Origin of the sequence: Pseudoalteromonas sp. SG43-3 (genome assembly GCF_014164385.1) — a bacterium.
In the GTDB taxonomy this organism is placed as follows: domain Bacteria; phylum Pseudomonadota; class Gammaproteobacteria; order Enterobacterales; family Alteromonadaceae; genus Pseudoalteromonas; species Pseudoalteromonas distincta.
This window is the reverse complement of record NZ_JACJFC010000002.1, coordinates 228,166-247,772: the sequence shown is the minus strand read 5'-3', so window position 1 is coordinate 247,772 and position 19,607 is coordinate 228,166. Positions and strand designations below refer to the sequence as shown.

General features: G+C 41.3%; 16 protein-coding genes. 6 read left to right on the top strand and 10 right to left on the bottom strand.

The annotated features are described in order from the left end of the window. Positions 1-60: 60 nt before the first annotated feature. The 7 genes from H5157_RS02890 to H5157_RS02860 form a co-directional block, all read right to left on the bottom strand. Entirely contained in the window at positions 61-1,344 is a 1,284-nt protein-coding gene (locus tag H5157_RS02890; protein WP_182724089.1) for an allantoate amidohydrolase, read from the bottom strand. A gap of 14 nt (positions 1,345-1,358) precedes the next feature. After that, positions 1,359-2,588, bottom strand: a complete 1,230-nt coding sequence (locus H5157_RS02885) for an alanine--glyoxylate aminotransferase family protein (protein WP_024596152.1) — start codon at positions 2,586-2,588, stop codon at positions 1,359-1,361. Between the two features lie 3 nt (positions 2,589-2,591). Continuing rightward, positions 2,592-3,416 (bottom strand): sulfite exporter TauE/SafE family protein, encoded by an 825-nt coding sequence (locus H5157_RS02880; RefSeq protein ID WP_182711738.1) that lies wholly within the window; start codon positions 3,414-3,416, stop codon positions 2,592-2,594. Next, entirely contained in the window at positions 3,404-5,005 is a 1,602-nt protein-coding gene (locus H5157_RS02875) for a gamma-glutamyltransferase family protein (RefSeq protein ID WP_182724088.1), read from the bottom strand. Before H5157_RS02875 ends, H5157_RS02880 begins: the two co-directional genes overlap by 13 nt. Next, positions 5,002-6,204, bottom strand: coding sequence for an amidase family protein (locus H5157_RS02870; protein WP_182724087.1), 1,203 nt, complete (start codon positions 6,202-6,204; stop codon positions 5,002-5,004). The genes H5157_RS02875 and H5157_RS02870 overlap by 4 nt, the downstream gene beginning before the upstream one ends. 408 nt (positions 6,205-6,612) lie before the next feature. Continuing rightward, positions 6,613-7,095: a putative 4-hydroxy-4-methyl-2-oxoglutarate aldolase gene (locus H5157_RS02865; protein ID WP_182692420.1), complete on the bottom strand. Its 483-nt coding sequence runs from the start codon at positions 7,093-7,095 to the stop codon at positions 6,613-6,615. A gap of 3 nt (positions 7,096-7,098) precedes the next feature. After that, on the bottom strand, positions 7,099-7,752 hold the full coding sequence (locus H5157_RS02860) for a TetR/AcrR family transcriptional regulator (RefSeq protein ID WP_004334664.1): 654 nt from the start codon (positions 7,750-7,752) through the stop codon (positions 7,099-7,101). Positions 7,753-8,199: 447 nt separating this feature from the next. On the opposite strand from H5157_RS02860, the gene yddG reads away from it, so the two are divergent. Continuing rightward, positions 8,200-9,120 carry an aromatic amino acid DMT transporter YddG gene (gene yddG, locus H5157_RS02855; protein ID WP_182724086.1) on the top strand — a complete coding sequence of 307 codons (921 nt, stop codon included), beginning with the start codon at positions 8,200-8,202 and terminating at the stop codon, positions 9,118-9,120. Positions 9,121-9,176: 56 nt separating this feature from the next. Here the strand turns inward: yddG and H5157_RS02850 are convergent, their stop codons facing one another. Together H5157_RS02850 and H5157_RS02845 are read right to left on the bottom strand one after the other, a co-directional pair. Continuing rightward, the gene (locus tag H5157_RS02850) at positions 9,177-9,692 is read right to left on the bottom strand and encodes an ankyrin repeat domain-containing protein (RefSeq protein WP_004334678.1); all 516 of its coding nucleotides are present in this window, start codon (positions 9,690-9,692) and stop codon (positions 9,177-9,179) included. Positions 9,693-9,790: 98 nt separating this feature from the next. Further along, entirely contained in the window at positions 9,791-11,317 is a 1,527-nt protein-coding gene (locus H5157_RS02845; protein WP_182716834.1) for a catalase, read from the bottom strand. A gap of 427 nt (positions 11,318-11,744) precedes the next feature. On the opposite strand from H5157_RS02845, the gene H5157_RS02840 reads away from it, so the two are divergent. The 5 genes from H5157_RS02840 (at position 11,745) to H5157_RS02820 (ending at position 18,641) form a co-directional block, all read left to right on the top strand. Next, the gene (locus H5157_RS02840; protein ID WP_149593207.1) at positions 11,745-12,419 is read left to right on the top strand and encodes an HAD family phosphatase; all 675 of its coding nucleotides are present in this window, start codon (positions 11,745-11,747) and stop codon (positions 12,417-12,419) included. A gap of 280 nt (positions 12,420-12,699) precedes the next feature. After that, the gene (locus tag H5157_RS02835) at positions 12,700-14,421 is read left to right on the top strand and encodes a cytosine permease (RefSeq protein ID WP_004334683.1); all 1,722 of its coding nucleotides are present in this window, start codon (positions 12,700-12,702) and stop codon (positions 14,419-14,421) included. A gap of 47 nt (positions 14,422-14,468) precedes the next feature. Next, positions 14,469-15,992 carry a mannitol dehydrogenase family protein gene (locus H5157_RS02830; RefSeq protein WP_182724085.1) on the top strand — a complete coding sequence of 508 codons (1,524 nt, stop codon included), beginning with the start codon at positions 14,469-14,471 and terminating at the stop codon, positions 15,990-15,992. 2 nt (positions 15,993-15,994) lie between these two features. Continuing rightward, a complete protein-coding gene (locus tag H5157_RS02825; RefSeq protein WP_007584308.1) occupies positions 15,995-16,912 on the top strand; it encodes a carbohydrate kinase in 918 nt (305 codons plus the stop codon). 259 nt (positions 16,913-17,171) lie between these two features. Further along, positions 17,172-18,641 (top strand): carbon starvation protein A, encoded by a 1,470-nt coding sequence (locus H5157_RS02820; protein WP_004334688.1) that lies wholly within the window; start codon positions 17,172-17,174, stop codon positions 18,639-18,641. Positions 18,642-18,725: 84 nt separating this feature from the next. On the opposite strand, the gene H5157_RS02815 is transcribed toward H5157_RS02820, so the two are convergent. Continuing rightward, positions 18,726-19,244 carry a TetR/AcrR family transcriptional regulator gene (locus tag H5157_RS02815; RefSeq protein ID WP_182694099.1) on the bottom strand — a complete coding sequence of 173 codons (519 nt, stop codon included), beginning with the start codon at positions 19,242-19,244 and terminating at the stop codon, positions 18,726-18,728. Between the last annotated feature and the right edge of the window lie 363 nt (positions 19,245-19,607).

Genomic DNA, 19,607 nt, shown 5'->3' with positions numbered 1-19,607 from the left:
GGAGGTTTAAGCCCCTAAGCATACCAAGTTAATATACTTGGTTTACTCGATTACCTTAAATCACTCACACTCTTTCACATAAAGTAAAAGCGCGCTGTACATTACACTGAGTGCCTTTGTTACATCGCTGTCGATAACCGCTTCTGCTGGGTGATGGCTTATACCGCCAGGGCTGCGTATAAACAACATGCCAACGGGGCAAATTGGAGCGATTGCCATTGCATCGTGCCCTGCGCCTGAGGCAAGTGAAGGCGATGCTTGGTTATTGAGTTTACATGCGCTTGAAAACAAATGCTGAATAGTGGTGTCGCACGCTACGGCATCGGCGGCATGCGTCCATTGCCAATCAAGCGTTAAATTGCGTTTGCTTGCTATAGATTGAGCGCTGTTTTGTATGACGCTTAGTAAGTTAGCGAGATCGGTGTCGCTTTGTGCGCGTGCGTCTAGGCTTATGGTTGTTTTGCCTGCAATCACGTTTGTAGCCCCAGGGCGAGACTGTATTTGCCCTACGGTGGCTACTTCGCCATTACTCGCACTTTTTGCTAGTTTTTCAATTTCGGTTACTAATTCAGCGCAGCCTGCTAGTGAATCCTGCCTCAAGTTCATTGGCGTTGTACCCGCATGACCGCTTTGCCCTGTTAGGGTAAGCATGGCGCGTTTTGCTCCTGCGATTGCAGTTACAACCCCTAACGCCTGATTAACCGATTCGAGTACAGGACCTTGTTCAATATGAGTTTCCCAGTAACCTAGTAATTCGTTTTTGTTTAGTGCGGCCTTTGCGTAGTCGTTAGGGTTTAGGCCAAAGTCGAGCATGGCTTGGCGCATAGTTATGCCGTTTGTGTCTTCAATGTTTAGCCACTGTGGGTCAAATTCGTTAGCGAGGGCTTTTGAGCCAATTAAAGTGGTGGCAAAGCGGGTGCCTTCTTCATCGCAAAAGCCCACTACATCTAAATGAAAGGGCAGGTCGAGCTTTAACTTATGTGCAAGCGCTGCAATTTCTATCCCCAGTAGTACACCTAAAATACCATCAAACGCACCTGCATTTGGAACGGTGTCGAGGTGCGATCCTATAATTAAACGTTTAGCATGGGGGTTTGATGATTTTAGTCGCCCCCAAAGGTTGCCCACTTCGTCTTGCCACGATTGCATGCCTGCCTCAACCATCCACGATGCAGTAACGGCGTTACACTCTTTGTGCTCTTTTGATAAGTACACGCGGTGAATACCGCCTTGCATTTGCGATAGTGCGCTGAGGGTTTTACAGCGAGATAAAGCGCGTGTTGCGTATTCATCAGCAAGTTCTTTGTCTAATAAAGGGCTGTGTTGTGGGCTTACAATCGTCATGCTAAATCCTTTTTTTATTTATAGTGAGCAAGGGCGGCAATGGCGGCTTCGCCTTTAGGGCCTTTGTAACCGTTGGCATGTAAGCAGGCATCTAGGCTTGCCAATGTTTGTAATACGGCATCTTTACGGGCGTTGTAACCCATGGTGCCAATACGCCAAATTTTGCCATGCAGCGGGCCAAACGAGGTGCCAATTTCTATTCCAAAATCGGTTAGCATTTGCCCGCGTACGTGATCGGCATTAATGCCCTCGGGTATATACACACCCAGTACGTTGTTCATTTTATGCGTTAAATCGCCAAATACATTTAAGCCCAGTGCTTGAATGCCTGTTAGCATGGCATCGCCATGTAATTTGTGGCGCGCTACGCAGTTATCCACGCCTTCTTCAATAACAATGCGGGCGCATTCTGAGGCGCAATACAGCATGCTGGTGGCTTCGGTATGATGATTAAGGCGCTCTTCCCCCCAGTAATTCATGATCATACCTAAATCAAAGTAGTTTGAGCGTACAAAGGGCTCGGTGCCGTCGGTATGCTCCGCTGTACGAATACCCGCCTCTACTTTTTTACGTTTTTGGATCCAATCAGCGCATTTGTCGCTCAGTGTTAATGGCGCTGATCCAGAAGGTCCGCCTAAACACTTTTGCAGACCTACAGAAAGTGCATCGAGTTTCCATTCATCGGCAGGAAGTTCGTTACCCACAATGGAGGCGGTAGCATCACAATAAAATAGTACATCGTGCTTTTGGCAAATATCGCCAATATGCTCAAGAGGTTGGTTCATGGTGGTGGATGTATCGCCTTGTACCATAGCAAGTACATGGGGTTTTACATCAACAATGGCTTTTTCGATTTGTTCTGGCGTAAACACTTCGCCCCACGGTACTTCTATTGTGTGCACCTTTGCGCCAACGCGTTCTGCTATTTCAGCAAGTAGGTGGCCAAAGCGCCCCATAATTGGCACAAGGACTTTATCGCCTGGGCGTAAAATTGAGCATAATACGGCTTCAATCCCTGCGCGCGATGTGCCATCTATTAGCATGGTCCATTCGTTTTTGGTTTTAAAAATTTCGCGGTAACGTGCCATGGTTTCGTTCATAAAACCGGTCATTACTGGGTCGTATTGGCCTATAAGCTGCGCCGACATAGCACGTAAAACACGAGGGTCGGCATTAATTGGGCCTGGTCCCATTAATAAACGCTGTGGTGGGTTTAAGGTTTGAACTTGCGTGTTATTAAACATATTTTAGGCTCCCAGAGTCTGAATAAGCATGCGTATGCCGGTTATCATTAAGACAACGGCAAAGGCGCGTTTTAGTTGTTTTTGATCCAGCTTGCTACCAATTTTTACGCCAATAGGCGCAAATAAAATAGTCAACGGAATAATAAGAAAAAAGGCAGGGAGGTTAACCAACCCCCACGTACCTAGGGGAGCATCGGTTGGCGTTGTGCCAATACTTAATAAGGTAATAACGCCTGGTAGTGCAATCAATAAACCAAAAACGGCCGCAGTACCTACTGCAACATGGGCGCGTACATTAAATGCGTTTAGCATAGGTACGCCAATAGTGCCGCCACCTATGCCAATCATTACCGACAAACCACCTACAAGACTTGCCATAACGCCTTGACCAAATTTTCCTGGCAGTTGTTTTACAAGCGCGGGTGCGCCGGCTCTAAATAGCATGTTTAAACTGACTAAAATAGCAATACAGGCAAACATAAGTACCAGTGCATTACCGCGTATTGAGTGCGCTAAGTAGCTGCCTACAACGGCCATAACTAAAATAAATGGTGCCCAGTATTTTATTAGCGCAAGGTCAATATTCCCTTTGCTATGATGCGAGCGAATAGATGAAAGCGAAGTAGGTACTATGGTTGCAAGTGATGTAGCGGTGGCTATCATCATTGCCGACTCTGGGCTTACGCCAAAACCTTGCAGTAAAAAATACAGCACAGGGACGATAACAATACCGCCGCCTACACCAAAAAGTCCTGCTAAAATACCGGCAAAAATACCGGTTGCTATTAAGGCTACTATAATTGGCCATTGATTTATTATTTCTGACATTGTGTTCCTGCTGTAGTTACTGTTGCACGTCCATCTGAACGAGGATCTGTTGCAGCTTCAAGGCTTGTAGGTGTATCTAAAATAGCCCCAGCGTGCCCCATCATTTCGTTATTATTATCAACGCTTACCCAATCGTGGTCACGTTGATTTAATTCATGTTCTATATGAAAAACTAACTCTTTTTCAATTTTTAAATTTGTACTCGTATCGCCCCATGTGCGTCCAAGTAACCAACGAGGGTCGCTAATTGCTTGTTTTATTGATTTATTTCGCCACGCGTAGCCTGCAAAAACAGCGGCTTGAGTTTGTGGCTGCCCTTCACCGCCCATTGTTCCGTAAGCAAGTCGACGACCATCGCTAAACTTTGCCAGTGCTGGGTTAAGTGTATGAGCGGGCTTTTTATTTGGCGCAAGGGCGTTGGTATTATTACTCGCATCAATATCTTCATTGTTTAAACTAAAGCTTAAACCACGGTTATTCCACACAAAGCCGCCTTCACTCATTAATATTCCGCTGCCAAATTCCCAGTAAATACTTTGGATAAAGCTGACTAATTGCCCGTTTTTATCTCTGGCTGCCATCCATACAGTATCGCCAGGCTCTGCGTTAAATGGCCATTTTTTGGCTTTACTCATATCAATATTATTAGCAAGTTCGCTTAAGCGATTATCGGTTAGTGCGTTTTTATAATCGTCTCCTAATTCTTCAGGGTCAGCCCAAAGGGTAGGGCGATGGGTAAAGCTTTGTTTAGTTGCTTCAACAATTAAATGTGTCCAGTCGGCATCGGTTTTAGCTAAATGCTTTAACTTATTTACGGCACCAATTATTTGTAGTGAATGCACGCCTTGTGTTGGCGCGGGTAAGTTGTAGCAATTAATACCACTGAGGTTTGCATTTAGCGCAGTAACTACCTCGGCTTTAGTATTTGCAATGTCACCTGCGGTAATTGTGCTGCCTGCTTTTGCTAAGTCGGCGGCAAATGAGTTGGCAAGTGCGCCTTCATAAAATGCGTTTAAACCATGCTTTGCTAGGTATTCAAACGTTGCTGCAAGTTTAGGGTTTTTAAAATGCTGGCCTTCTTGTAAGGGCTTGCCATTGGGTATGTAGAGGTTTTTAAACGCGTCATTGGTATTGTTAGCAGTGGCTAGCTTTTCGCAGCCTGCTTGCAAGCTTTTTGTAACTGTAAAGCCCTCGCGCGCAAGCTCAATAGCGGGTGCTAAAATTTGTGACAGTGGTAGTGCTGCGTGCTCATCTAGTTCAAGCGCCTTTTGCCAACCGCGAATTGTACCCGCTTGAGTCAGTGCGCTTAACCCGCCGCGCTCTGGTATTTGCGCGAGCGAGTTATAGGGCGTTGTATTAGTTGCTGCACGGCCGCAGGCGTCAATAGCGGTAGGCGTTTTTTGGTTTGGGTTATCGATAAGCCAAAAGCTGTCGCCACCAATTGAGTTCATATGTGGATATACAACGCTAATAGCAGCGGCAGCCGCTACCATAGCCTCGGTAGCTGTACCGCCTTGTTTTAGTATATTTATACCCGCCTCAGTGGCCGAAAAATGAGACGCGGTAAATGCAATGTTGTGTGTGGTCATGCCGGTGTGTCCTGTTTAAAGTGTGCAGCTAGGTGCTTAACGCAAGCAAGTAGGCTTTTATCGTTACCGTGGCTCATCATTAATGAAAAACCATACGGATGATCATTTGCTAAATCAGCCAGCGGTAAATGCACTTGCGCTGAGCCACTAAGCCCTGCAATTGCCGAAAGCGTAATAATTTGCATGCGTAAGGCGCTTGTGTCGGCGCCTAATTTAGGTGCGGTTGTGGGGGTGGTTGGCAAAAATAAACAGCTGTTTGTATTTAGGTTTTTAGCTATTAGTGTTTGCCATTGGGTTTGTACTTTTAGTGCTTCTTGTTCTTCTTGAACAGTTAGGGCAAGCGCCATATTAAAACGTGCCGCAATTGCTGGAGCAAACTGGGGAAGTTGCCCCGGCAATTGAAGCCAGTCTTTATGCGTTTTTGCGATTGCTCGCCCTTGCAGTACTCTAAAACTATCAGCAAGTTCATTTAATAAGCTGCTGTTAGGTAGTTCAAATTCTTTATGGTGCTTAAAATTAGGCTTGGTTTTTTCAAGCAATTGTTTAAGTGGGGCTTGTAAAACAGGGTCAACGAGTTCAAATAACGGCTCGCAAATAACTAAGGTATCAACGTTATTAATAGCTTGATTTGGTAGCAGTACATTACCTACATCGCTTAATAGCTCGGCGCTTTGGGTAAGCCAACCTATGGTATCAAAAGGCGGAGCCAACGGTATTAGGCCGTCTTTTTCAATCACGTTATGGCTTGGCCTTATGCCATATAAACCACAATAGCTGGCGGGTATTCTAATTGAGCCGCCGGTGTCGGTGCCTAAGCCAATATCAGCTAAGTTAGCAGCAACTGCAGCAGCAGACCCCATACTCGAACCACCGCAAGCATGCCCTTTTAATTTAGGATTTTGCGCAGCGCCATAATGTATATTATTACCCTCTAAGCTATAAGCCAGCTCGTCAGTATGGGTAAAGCCTATAAAGTTACAACCAGCGGTCATGAGCTTATTAACCGAGCTTGCCGTATTTTGAGCCGGTTTAGCTGTTTTAAACCAGTGTGGGTTGCCTGCGCTGTTACGCTCGCCCTTTACTGCAAATACATCTTTTACAGCTAAGCGATTGTTTGCAAGCACGCCAGACTGGCTTGTTTGCCACAGGGTAGGACCGTGATTGCAAAATATACCTTTGTTGTTTTTTTTATCACTCATTTGCAGCTCATTATTATAAAACTGACCAAGTACTTACTTATTAAGTTAAGAGTGATTAAAAAGCGGGCTGGTTATTATTATTATGAATACCAATTTTATTAAATCATGATCATTTTATCGGATTAAATAGCGCACTCACTGCGTCATTTTCTTCGCGTTATAATAGATCACTTATTTAATGCAATTGCTAAAGCTCCGCTTTTTAATCGGTAGTTTTGATTTTATAGTACTTAGACTAAGCAAGAGGAATGCCATAAATTAAAATCCTGTCCAACTGGTCAGGTTTTGTTGGATTGTATGAGATTTGCAAATGTGGGCTGTAGAAATAGTGAGATTAAAATGAGCTAAAACAAACCAACTTGGTGCGTAGGTGCACCAAGTTGGTCTCTATTTATATGGTTTTGAGTGCTAAATAAGGGGCGTTTTACTGATGATTAAACCGTTAATATCGGCGTAAACCCAATTGTTAGGTTCAATAGTGGTGCTAAGCATGGTAACAGCTTGGTTTTTATCACCAAAGCCGCGCTTTAAGGTACTACGCGGTGTAGAGCCTAGCGCCATTACAGGTAAGTTCATCGTGGCGAGTATTTCTATATCTCGGCAACAGCCATTTATTATTACGCCTTCCCAGCCATTATTTAGGGCACGCTCAGCCATAATATCGCCTATAAACGCAAAGCGTTTGCTCGCAAACCCGTTTATAACCAATACTTTACCTTCACCATTTTCATGCAATATATCGGCGGCAAAAGAGTTGTCTTCTGGGCAGGTAACGGTAACTACTTTGCCATAAAACGTGGTTTTTTTACCAAAGTGATAAAGGCCGCTGTCTGCTACTTGCACGTTATCGCGATGATCGTCAAATAAATCGGGTGTAGTAAAGGATGTCATGGGTTAAGTCTCACTTTGCTCAGGTATTTTAAGACCAATACCTTTTAAAATTATGTGGGCAATTGATTGCGTAATTTGTGCCACATCGGTTTCGTCGTACTCTAATTTGTTCATTACGAGTAAAACCTCAGCCTGAAAGTCGGCGTAATATTGCGTGGTAGACCAAATAGTAAAGAGCAAATGGTAGGGATCAACCTTATCCATTTTATCAGCGTCCATCCATGCTTGAAGTACATCAACCTTTTGTTTAACCCAAGGGCGGGTATTGGTTCTAAAGTAGTTTTGTAAATAGGGTGCACCGCGCAGTATTTCACTGGCAAATAAGCGAGATTGCATTGGCTGATTTACGGCCAGTATTACTTTGCTTTTAATATAGTTATAAAGCACGGTAGCTGGATCGTCGTTAATTGTGACGTTATCGAGCCCTAAGTTCCAATTAGCTATTATGCGGTCAATCACAGACTCGTACAGACCATCCTTACTTTTAAAGTAATACAAAATATTAGCTTTTGGCACCTGCGCTTCTTTAGCAACCATGCTCATACTTGCTCCGTCGTAACCTAATTGCGAAAACAATTGCTCGGCGGCATCTAAAATTAGTTTTTGGTTTTTCTCGCGTGTGACTTCTTTTTTATTTGGCTTTATTTGTGTGGTCATTATAAAGTTTGCGTGTTTAACGTATTGATTGATTGTAGCTTTACTGACCAAAAGGTCAATTACTAAAAAGGGTGAATGCTAAAAACAAATGAGAGGTTTAAGCTATTAACTTTAGGGTCTGTTGATCTTTGCGGATTAAAATTTGTTCAAACTAGGGGCTATTTAATCGCGGCGCGAGATTTGTAACCTAGTGGGCTAAGTAAAAACCGAGCAACAAAGAGTAAGTAGCCCCTAGGAAGAACCCTTTGGGCAGCGCCTGTTTGGCATTAATGCTACGTTATCGCCCATTAATGGGGAATAACCACACTATATAGGCTCTGCCTTGCCTAAATACCAAACAGACTGCTGCAAATTCAACCTTGAAAGAACAACAGACCCTTATTGTTTAATTAAATAATTACTGTTAGTTTAGTTTCAAATTTACGAGTAGTACTTTTGGATTGGCAAATGGATTTTATAAGCAAAAATAAATACACGCTTTATGGAGTCGCGGCCATATTACTGTGGAGTTGCTTAGTTGCATTACTACGGGATATTTCTGAGTTGTTTAGCCCCATTGGTGGTGCGGCGGCTATGTATTCTGTCAGTGCGATATTTTTAATTTTGGTTATGGGAGTGCCCAAGTTTAGTGGTTTTTCGAAACGTTACTTGGTAATAGGTACTTTATTATTTGTATCGTACGAAATTTGCTTGGCGCTTTCTATTGGTATGGCAAATAGCCGTCATCAGGCAATGGAAATGGCGGTTATTAATTATTTATGGCCCACGCTGACTATACTGCTCTCTATTATTATTGGTCGTAAAAAAGTAAGTTTCTGGGTTTACCCAAGCATGATCATTGCTTTTTTAGGCGTTGCTTGGTGTATTACGGGCGATCAAAAAATGTCGGTCGATACGCTTGTTACTAACTTTGCTGATAATCCTGCTACTTATTTAATGGCATTAGCTGCAGCGTTTATATGGGCTATTTATTGCGTAGTTACGCAAAAGCTGAGTAATGGTAAAAATGCTATTACGTTATTTTTTACTGTCACGGCAATGAGTTTGTGGGCGCAATATGGTTTTAGTAATGAAGCGCCATTAACGTTTTCACTGGGCTCAAGCATAACGTTGCTATTAGCTGGTGTAGTAGTGGGGAGCGGTTATGCACTGTGGAATCAAGCTATTATTGGCGGTAACTTAATGCTTTTGGGAACACTTTCGTACTTTACACCGGTGTTTTCTACTATTATTTCGGCGTTGTATTTATCTATTACGCTGAGTGCTTCGTTTTGGCAGGGGGTTGTACTGGTAACAGTGGGCTCGCTAATTTGCTACTTTGTAACGCGAGAAAAGCCTAAACAACCTCAAATAGCGTCTGCAACATAAGACTAATTTTATTAAAAATAAGCCCTATTATTTTAGGGCTTTTTGTTGCGTGCAGATTATTTTGCATTATTTACCTGCGCTAGTAACTCTATAACTTTTTGTTGACCAAATGTTTGTGCAAATTGCTCTGCTGTTTGACCGGCTTTGTTTTGATGCGCGTTGTCGCAATCAAGTGATACGAGTGTTTTAGCTATACTAAATTCACCTCTAAAAATAGCGGCCATTAGCGCTGTGTTGCCACGGTTATCTTCTAGACAGGCATTAGCGCCTAAGTGTAAAAGTGTGTTAACCGTGTTTTTATTACCATGGTAAGTAGCAATCATTAACGCGGTGTAGCCTTTATTGTTGTAGCTGTCGATAGGAATACCGGCATCTACAAATTGCTCTATTACAGCTGTGTCGTTTGTGCGTGCTGCGGCAAAGTAATAAGCAAATAAACTATCGTATTGAGTTTTTGCAGAATGTTGGGTTTCAGATTGAGTACTGGGTGTTTGTGTATCTGATGTATTTTGAGCGTAAACGCTACTGGTAAAGCTCAGAAATAGAGCGACTATAATTAATAAATTACGCATAACAATTGTCTCTTATAAAAGAGGAAGGGTTTATTCCTTCCTCATGATTGTGGTTTAAATAGCTATTTAGTTGGGACTAATTGCTTTTAACTAGTTGCCTATAAGTTAGCGGCTAGTTGTTTAACCATTTTAAGGTCGCCGTTTACAGCTTTAGTTAAGCGTGTACCGTACTCACTATCAGCTTTGTAAAAGTGGCTAAGCATTTTGTGTTTAACACTGCTGTTTTGCACTTTGCCTAAATCGCCTGCTAGGTTATTAATTAGGTTTGTACGTTCTTGCTTGCTAAAACCACGGTATATAACACCAGCTTGCGCGAAGTTTTGCTGCTTTTTAATCGCAGCTTGTTGTACAAAGCCTTTTAGCTCTGTGTTACTTCTACGTGCAATTGGGTTTTCAGCTACGTTTTCTTGGCTTGGCTGGTAGTTCACATTGCTTGTAGTGTTACCAATATTCATTGCGCCGTCTTGGTTGTAGTTAACCACTTCAACTTTTGCACGGTTAATTGGCAGTTGCTGGTGGTTAGCACCTAGGCGGTACATTTGTGTATCAGCGTAAGAAAACATACGACCTTGTAATAGTCTGTCTTCTGATGGCTCAATACCTGGAATAATGTTTGCCGGTGCCATTGCTACTTGTTCCGTAGATTGGAAGAAGTTAGTTGGCATACGGTTTAGGGTCATTGTTCCTACTTTAGTTTCTTTAATGTCTAACCACATTTTTGTTGCATCTAACGGGTTGTAATCAAAGTCATCAAGCTGCGATGGATCAAGCGTTTTAATGTACAGATCCCATTTAGGGAAATTGCCTTTGCCAATTTCGCTGTAAAGGTCGCGTGTTAAGTGTTGGAAGTCTTGGCTTTGCACTTTAGCTACTTCTTTTGCGTCAAGGTTATCAATACCTTGTTGGCTTACCCAATGAAACTTAACGTATTTAACATCGCCCGATTTGTTAATCATTTTGTATGCATGTACACCCCAACCGTCCATTTTACGAAGACTTGCTGGTGTACCGTAGTCGCTGTAAACCCACGTTAGCATTTGTGTAGAACCTGGTTCGTGCGAGAAAAAGTCAAATACGCGGTTAGGATCTTGAATATTATCAACCGGAGATGGTTTTAAAGAGTGAACCATGTCTGGAAATTTAATCGCATCGCGAATAAAGAACACCGGTAAGTTGTTACCTACTAAATCCCAGTTACCTTGGTCTGTGTAAAACTTAGTTGCAAAGCCACGTGGGTCACGCAGTGTTTCTGGGCTGCCTTTTGAGTGAATTACCGATGAAAAACGAACAAATACGTCTGTTTCTTTACCAGCTTTTGCAAACGGTGCTGCAATTGTTAAATCATCTAGCTCTTTTGATGCTACAAACACACCGTGTGCGCCAGTACCACGAGCATGCACAACACGCTCAGGAATACGCTCACGTGCAAAGCGTTGCAGTTTTTGAATTAGTTGCACGTCTTCTAGTAATACACTGCCACGTTCGCCAGCAGTAATTGAATTTTGGTTATCGCCAACAGCTGCGCCGTTATCTTTAGTAAGAGTTGTTGCTGCGCTTGCCGGTAATGCCATTGCAAGTGCCAGTGCAGTTAGTGTTAATTTTGTTTTGTTTATTTGAGTATTCATTGTCGACCTCATCTATTTAAAAGTGCCGGCAGTGGTGCAGGCTGTTAATCTGTTAACGATAGTATTAATTTTATTAACTTCGGTAAAACTGATTAATTAGATTGATGTAATTTGTAAAACAGATGAGATGAATTTGCAGATACACTTTTTACATTAATGTAATTTTTTTACTACGACCTTAGTCGCAATATGCTTTTATAAAATTTATTAAATACAAAGGTTTTTAGTTTTATCTGGCGGTATTTTCACCAAGCTGGTGCGTTTTATACTTACAGTGTGTTGACATATTCGCACAATAAAGGGAATATGCTCAACCAGTGAGCTTATGCCCATTACTGAGTTGCACTAAAAAGTTGCACAATATTAATCGCGCTTAACTCGTTATACTTAAATTAGCTAAACCAAACAGTGTTAATAAGGTGACAAGATGAATACTAATATTGAGCTAGTGATATTTGATTGTGATGGCGTTGTTATTGATAGCGAAATTTTAAGCGCACAAGTACTCATTAATATGCTTGTTGAAAAAGGCGTTGAGATTGACCGCGCTTATGTACAGCAACACTTTTTAGGCTGCAACTTTAAAACAGTAAGCCAAAAAATAGCGGATGCATTTAATGTCACTCTTCCTGAAAGCTTTGAAGGTGACTACCGCGAGGCACTATTAAACGAATTTGAAACCGGACTAACCACGACTGATGGTATAGAAGACGTACTTAACAATTTAGCTGTGCCTATTTGTATAGCTACAAGCAGTAGCCCAGCACGCACCGCAAAAGCGTTGAGCGTAGTGAGTTTAAGTAAGTACTTTAGCGATACGGTTTTTACCAGCAGCGAAGTTAAGCGTGGTAAACCGGCGCCTGATTTATTTTTACATGCAGCTAAGCAAATGGGTGTAAAGCCAGAGCATTGCTTAGTAATTGAAGACAGTAAAGCCGGCGTAAATGCAGGAATTGACGCCAATATGCAAGTACTGCATTACAGCGGTGGGCAACATATGCAAGGCTCTGTTAATCATGTACACAGTGCTTACCCAAATGTTGATCATTTAACGCATTGGCAAGATTTTTTTAGTGCATACCCTGCACTTAAAAAGCAGTAAACACGCAGCTTTTTAAATAAACAAAGTTTTAAACGCGATTTGCTCGCCTTACACACTGACAGGCAAGCAAACGCAAAATATAAATGTAGATGGTTTTGCTTTACTAAAAATAAAACAAAACATGGCAAAAGATCATGCGTTTATAAGCCAAATTATAAAAGGCAAAGTATGTAGGTACTATGCCAATCTGCTTAAATATAGAGTGATTTAACTTGTTAAATTATTCAAATAGTTATGCAGATTGGTATCAAATGCTTTGCTGTTAACAATAGGAAATACCATGGCAACGAGTCCACACACACAAACATTTAAAGATGTAAACGAAGAGCAACTTCCTGTTGCTAATAATAAGCTTCACGGCTGGAAGCATTTTGCAGGGCTATACGCCGGCGAACATGTTGCGGCTACTGAATTTGTTATTGGTGCAACGTTTGTTGCATTAGGCGCTTCAACCATCGACATTCTACTGGGTTTATTAATAGGTAACCTGTTAGCAATGTGTTCTTGGTGGCTGATTACTGCACCCATTGCAGTAGAAACCCGCTTAAGTTTATATAACTACTTAAACAAAATTGCTGGTAACTCAATGACCAAGCTCTATAACTGGGCTAACGTGGTTATTTTTAGTGTTATATCGGCCGCGATGATCACGGTATCCTCCACCGCCGTGCGGTTTTTGTTTGATATACCTGCGCAACTTGATTGGTATCCAAATAGCTTTTGGTTTGTAGCCATTGTTTTAGCTGTTGGCTCCATTGTTGTATTTGTTGCGATGTATGGCTTTTCTACGGTTGCTGACTTTTCAAAGCTGTGTGCGCCGTGGCTATTTGTTATATTTATTGCAGGCTCGTTTGCGTTATTCCCAGAGCTTTCAAATCACGTATTAGGTTCTACCTCTTTAACTAGCTTTAGCGACTTTATGACCATAGGTGACTCCTCCATATGGACGGGCACCAATGCCGATGGTGAAAAGGGCATTGGCCTATTAGAAGTGATTGGCTTTGCATGGGCTGCTAACTCAATAACTCACTTTGGTTTAATCGACATGGCTATTTTTAGATTTGCTAAACGCAAAAGCTATGGTTTGTTTTCTGGTGTGGGCATGTTTTTTGGTCATTACTTAGCGTGGATCTCTGCCGGTATTATGGGCGCAGGTGTTGCGGTATTACTTAAAACAACTATTTCATCACTTGATCCGGGCGATGTTGCATACCATGCATTAGGTTGGACTGGTTTTGTTATTGTAATTATTGCCGGTTGGACTACAGCTAACGCAAACCTTTACCGTGCAGGCCTTGCAGCGCAATCTATATTTGTTAATCAATCACGTGAACGCACCACCGCTATTGTAGGTGTTGTAACCGTAATTATTGCGTGTTTCCCGTTTGTATTTTCTCAAATGCTTCCGCTACTTACATACGCAGGCTTATTAGTTGTACCAGTAGGCGGCATTGTGTTTGCTGAGCATGTGTTATTTCCTAAAATTGGCCTAACACGTTACTGGGCTAAATATAAAAATATTACCCGCAGCGTACCGGCTATAGCATCTTGGGCGTTAGCACTTGTGTTTGGCTTTGGCTTAAACGCAATTGATGTAATGTCGTTTTACTACTTGTTTATTCCTACATGGATTTTCACCATTGTTGTTTACACGCTTTTAGCTAAAAAATACGGCGCTGGTGACGACTACACACAAGAAATTGCAGCAGAAAAACAAGAGCAACGTGATATTAAAGAATATCAAGCAGCTGAGGCTAAAGACATTCCAAAGCCAGTAATTGACAGCTCTGTATTTACAAAAGTACTTAACGCAGTTTCTACGGTTTCACTGGTTATTATTTTCATATTTGCCAGCCAAGTGATGTTTTTCAGTGAAACTATGAGTATGTACAGCGCTAATAAATCGCAATTCGAAATAGCCTGTTTTATTTGTACTGTTATTTATTTTGTTACTGCGTACTGGTCGTTAAAACGCCATAAAGTACTCAACACAGCATCGTAATACAGTATCGTAATTTATATTTTATTTTTGTTTAGTAAGGTCGCACCATGACGCAACATCAACACACTGACGCTCTAGTTACAGGGCTAAACCAACAAAGCTTGGCTCAATTACCAAGCCATGTTGATACACCAACCTACGACCGTAGCGCAGTTAAAGCCGGTATTGTTCATATTGGCGTGGGCGGTTTTCATCGTGCTCATCAAGCGGTATATGTTAACGAGCTTTTAAAAACCCCAGGCTCTGAGCAATGGGGCATATGTGGTGTTGGTCTTTTAGAGGGTAACCGTGGTCTGCGTGATATTTTAAAGCAGCAAGATTACCTTTATACGCTTACTGTTAGACACCCAGACGGTACAATAGATAACAAAGTAATTGGCTCAATGATCGACTTTTTGTTTGCTCCAGAGGACAAACAAGCGGTAATTAATAAGTTAGCGCACAGCGATACTAAAATTGTGTCGCTTACTATTACCGAAGGCGGCTACAACTTTAACCCTGCAACGGGTGAGTTTGATTACAGTAATCCAGATATTATTAACGACATTAATAACCCGAACGACCCAATTACAGCGTTTGGTTACATTACTGCTGCGTTAAAACTGCGTAAAGAGCAAGGTTTAGGCGCATTTACAGTGCAGTCGTGCGATAACATTCAGCACAACGGTAACGTAACACGCAAAATGCTTTTAGCCTTTGCTACAGAGCAAGACAAAAACCTAAGTGAGTGGATTGAGCAAAACGTATCGTTTCCAAATGCGATGGTTGACCGTATTACACCGGTATCTAAAAAGAGTGATATTGATTACGTGGTTGATGCATATGGTGTTAGCGACGAGTGGCCAATTACCTGTGAGTCGTTTACACAATGGGTAATAGAGGACACATTTAGTGACTCTCGTCCAAATTGGGATGTTGTTGGTGCACAGTTTGTTACTGATGTAACGCCTTATGAAACCATGAAAATACGTTTACTTAATGCAGGGCATTCTGTGCTTGGTTTATTAGGTTCAATCCATGGCTATGGCACTATTGACGAAACGGTATCGGATGAATTATTTGCCACATACCTACGTGCTTTTATGGATAAAGAAGTAACCCCAAATCTTGAACCACTTGAAGGCATTGACCTTGAAAGTTACAAAGATACGTTAATAGAGCGTTTTGCTAATCCTAATATTAAAGACAGCCTAGCGCGTATCTGTAGTGAAAGCTCAGCTAAACTGCCTAAGTTTTTAATTGCCACAATTAACGAAAACCTAGTACAAGGTCGCGATGTGTCACTGGCAACGCTTGTTATTGCAACTTGGTGTTTATACAGCGATAAAGGTTTAAGTGAAAACGGCGAAAAGCTTGAAATTCAAGATGCGATGCACAAAGAGCTTAATTCTTACGCGCAAGAGACTCAAACTAGCCCGATTGCATTTTTAAAGTTAACGAGCTTGTTTGGCAAGCTTGAGCATAACGAAACGTTTACTGCTGAATATAAAAAGTCGATTGCTGCGTTGTATGCACCTAATAGTAAAATTAAAGCCATTATGCAGGCTGTACTTGATCAAAAGAGTAACTAATTATGAGCATTTTAATTAATCATAAATCAGGCGAAAACGTAAGTGTTAGCTGCTTTGGCGAAGTGCTGTGGGATTGTTTTGATTCAGGTAAGCGCTTAGGTGGCGCGCCACTTAACATGTGTGTACGTATTAACTCACTAGGCATTAAAGCCGATATGATCAGCGCTGTTGGTAACGACGAGTTAGGCGCTGAGTTACTTGGCGAAATTACTAGCAAAGGCGTAAGCTGCGAATACATTGCTATCAATAGTGATAAAAAAACTAGCACGGTTGAGGTAACGCTCGACAGTGGTGGCTCTGCAAGTTATGAAATAGTGGCAGATACTGCGTGGGATAATATAGCGCTTACCGATGAGTTACTTAGTAAAGTTAAAAGTAGCGATGTATTTGTATTTGGCAGCCTAATTGGGCGAAGCGAAGCGTCTTTAGCAACGTTAAATCAACTCGTTGATGTAGCAAACTTTAAAGTATTTGACGTAAACCTACGTGCACCGCATTACAAGCTAGAAACACTTGTAGATTTAATGAATAAAGCAGACTTTATTAAATTAAACGATGAAGAGCTATACGAAATAGCAAAAGCGATGGGTTGTAAGTTTCATTCGCTTGAACAAAATTTAGCGTTTATAGCACAGCAAACAAATACCGATTACTTATGTGTAACTAAAGGCAGCCACGGTGCTTTATTAACAATCAAAGGCGAAAATTTTTATAATTCAGGTTATTTAATTAGCGTAATTGACACTGTTGGCGCAGGGGATTCGTTTTTAGGTTCGTTAATTTATCAGCTTTGTAGCAACGACGACGCGCAATATGCCGTTGACTTTGCATGTGCCGTTGGAGCAATGGTCGCCGAAAGTTCTGGTGCAACACCTACTTTAACGCATCAACAAATTAGTGAGTTTATGAACCCACTTTAAAAAAACATTGTGTGTGAAAGCGGTTATACGTAAAAGTTTAACCGCTTTTTTTGTGCCTAAAATAAGACATAGGCGATAAGTGAGTGTTAAGTGCGCAGGTTGCGTAAATAGTGGCTTATATCGATTATTGTATTAGCTAAACGTCTTATTGTTTGAGGGTTAAAGCTTTGTTATCGTTCGTCGATTATTCACGGATTGAAAAGGCGGGGCGACACACAATGCGCTCTATAACTAAAATACAAAAAGAGAAACGTGCTTTATGATCATCTTTTTTATCTGCCTCACTATTTTAATACTGGGCTATAAGTTTTACAGCCCATTTGTTGAAAAACAAGCCGGTTTGGATTCAACTGCTGACACACCACAAAAACGCTTTAGCGAAGGTGTTGATTACGTAGCTATTCACCCTGTACGAGCATTTTTAATTCAGTTTTTAAACATTGCTGGCGTAGGTCCAATATTTGGCCCAATTTTAGGTGCTTTATACGGACCAGTTGCACTAGTATGGATTGTACTTGGTAATGTTTTAGGTGGCGCTGTACACGACTTCTTCTCAGGTGTAATGAGTATAAAAGAAGACGGTAAAAGCCTACCAGAAATCGCAGGCCATTATTACAACGTCGTATTTAAAGGCTTTATGCTTGTATTTACTGCCATGCTACTGTTTTTTGTAGGTGTAGTATTTATTATGAGCCCTGCAGGTTTGCTAAGTAACCTTGATTTTTTTGAAGGTACAATACTGGCAAACAACACCTTTTGGGTACTTGCTATTTTAGCGTATTACTTTTTAGCTACCTTGCTACCAATTGATAAAATTATCACTAAGTTTTACCCAATTTTTGGTGCGCTAATGATTGTAATGACAGTGGCAATTGCTATTTCATTACTTATTAATGCGCCGCACTTACCTGTACCAAGTGACTTTTTAGCTTACTTTGAAGCTGATCACGCACATGACTTTTTAGAGCCAAACCCAGATGGATTACCAACATGGCCATTGTTATTTATAACAATTACCTGTGGTGCTATTAGTGGTTTTCACTCTACTCAAGCGCCTATTATTGCGCGCTGTTTAACTAACGAAAAATACGTACGTCCAGTTTATTACGGCGCTATGATGTGTGAAGGTATTGTAGGTTGTGTATGGGCACTTGCTGGTATTGCAGCGTTCCCAGATGGTTACGCAGGCTTAAAAGCATTGCTTGACCAAGGTGGTCCAGGCTTAGTTGTTAACCATGTAGCTAACAGTTACTTAGGCGTATTTGGCGGTATAATGGCAATTATTGCAGTAGCCGTATTCCCAATTACTTCTGGTGATACAGCGTTCCGCTCATTACGTTTAACTGTTGTTGATGCGTTTAATATTCCACAAAGCTTACGTAATCGCTTACTAGTGGCGGTGCCTATACTTGCTATAGCGTACTTTATGACGAAGCTCGATTTCTCATTAATTTGGCGCTACTTTGCATTTTCAAACATGCTGCTTTCTACAAGCGTATTATGGCTTGCCACTAAGTACTTGTTTGACCGTGGTACATTCCATTGGATTGCCAGTGTTCCTGCTGTTATAGCAACAGCGGTAACGGTTTCTTATATTGGCACTGCAGCAATTGGTCTTAACTTATCAAGCGATTTAGGTAAACCTATTGGCGCTGTAGTAACAGTGATTGGCTTAATTGTTTTAGCAATTGTGCACTCTAAGCATAAAGTTAAACCAACAGCGGTTTAATAATCACATAAGTTATTTCAAGCATTAAAAAAGCGAGCTATTGATAATCAATAGCTCGCTTTTTTTGTGTACTAAATTTAGGTATTACTGAGTTGCAAGTTCAAAGTAACTATTATCGTCGAGCGTTTTGCTTATCATCATAGCGCCCTCAAGCAGGCTCACTGTTTGAATAGCTGCTTGAGCGGGGTTAGGCTCACCATTAGTTAAGTGTGCAGCGCTAAGCCATGTTAGGTTTTGATTAAAAAAGCGTTTTACTTCAAGGCGTACTTTATCTGGAAGGCTATCGCTTTCGGCTCCTAGTAACCCACATAAACACATTTTTTTATCGGTTACTAATGCACGTCTAAAAAGCTGAGTGTACACATCAATAGGATTTTTACCGCTTGCTTTAAGCTCGCTTGGCTCGCCTAACGCAGCTAAAAAAGAATTAGTATATTGATGAGCAAGCTCAGCACCTAAATCGGCCTTAGTCGCAAAGTGATAGTGCACACTGGCGCTTTTAATGCCGACTTCGCAGGCTAGCTCTCTAAAACTAAAATTACTGTACCCGCCAAGTCGCACCTTGTTTTCAGCGGCTTTTAATAAAGCTTCTTTTTTACTCATTTTTAATATTTCCTATCTGCAGTAATACCAGTTTTATTAAAAACATGATCATTGTATCGCATTAAATAACTCACTAACTGCGTTAAAAATATTCATACAGAATAACTGCATATCATAATTTTCGCCTTGTTATTGCGCTATTTTCCTAGCGCAATAATGGATCACTTATTTAATGCAATTGGTACAGCAAAATTATCGACCAGTAGGTAGTTATTTACAAGCGTTTTTACTTTTAAGCAACCCCCTAATTTTATTATGAATTAAGTTAAATCCTATAAATCAGAAAAATTTAAACGTTGACTTAAATTTAGTTTAATATTATAAATTACCTATCGATAGGTAGATTCCGCCATTGGCTCACTT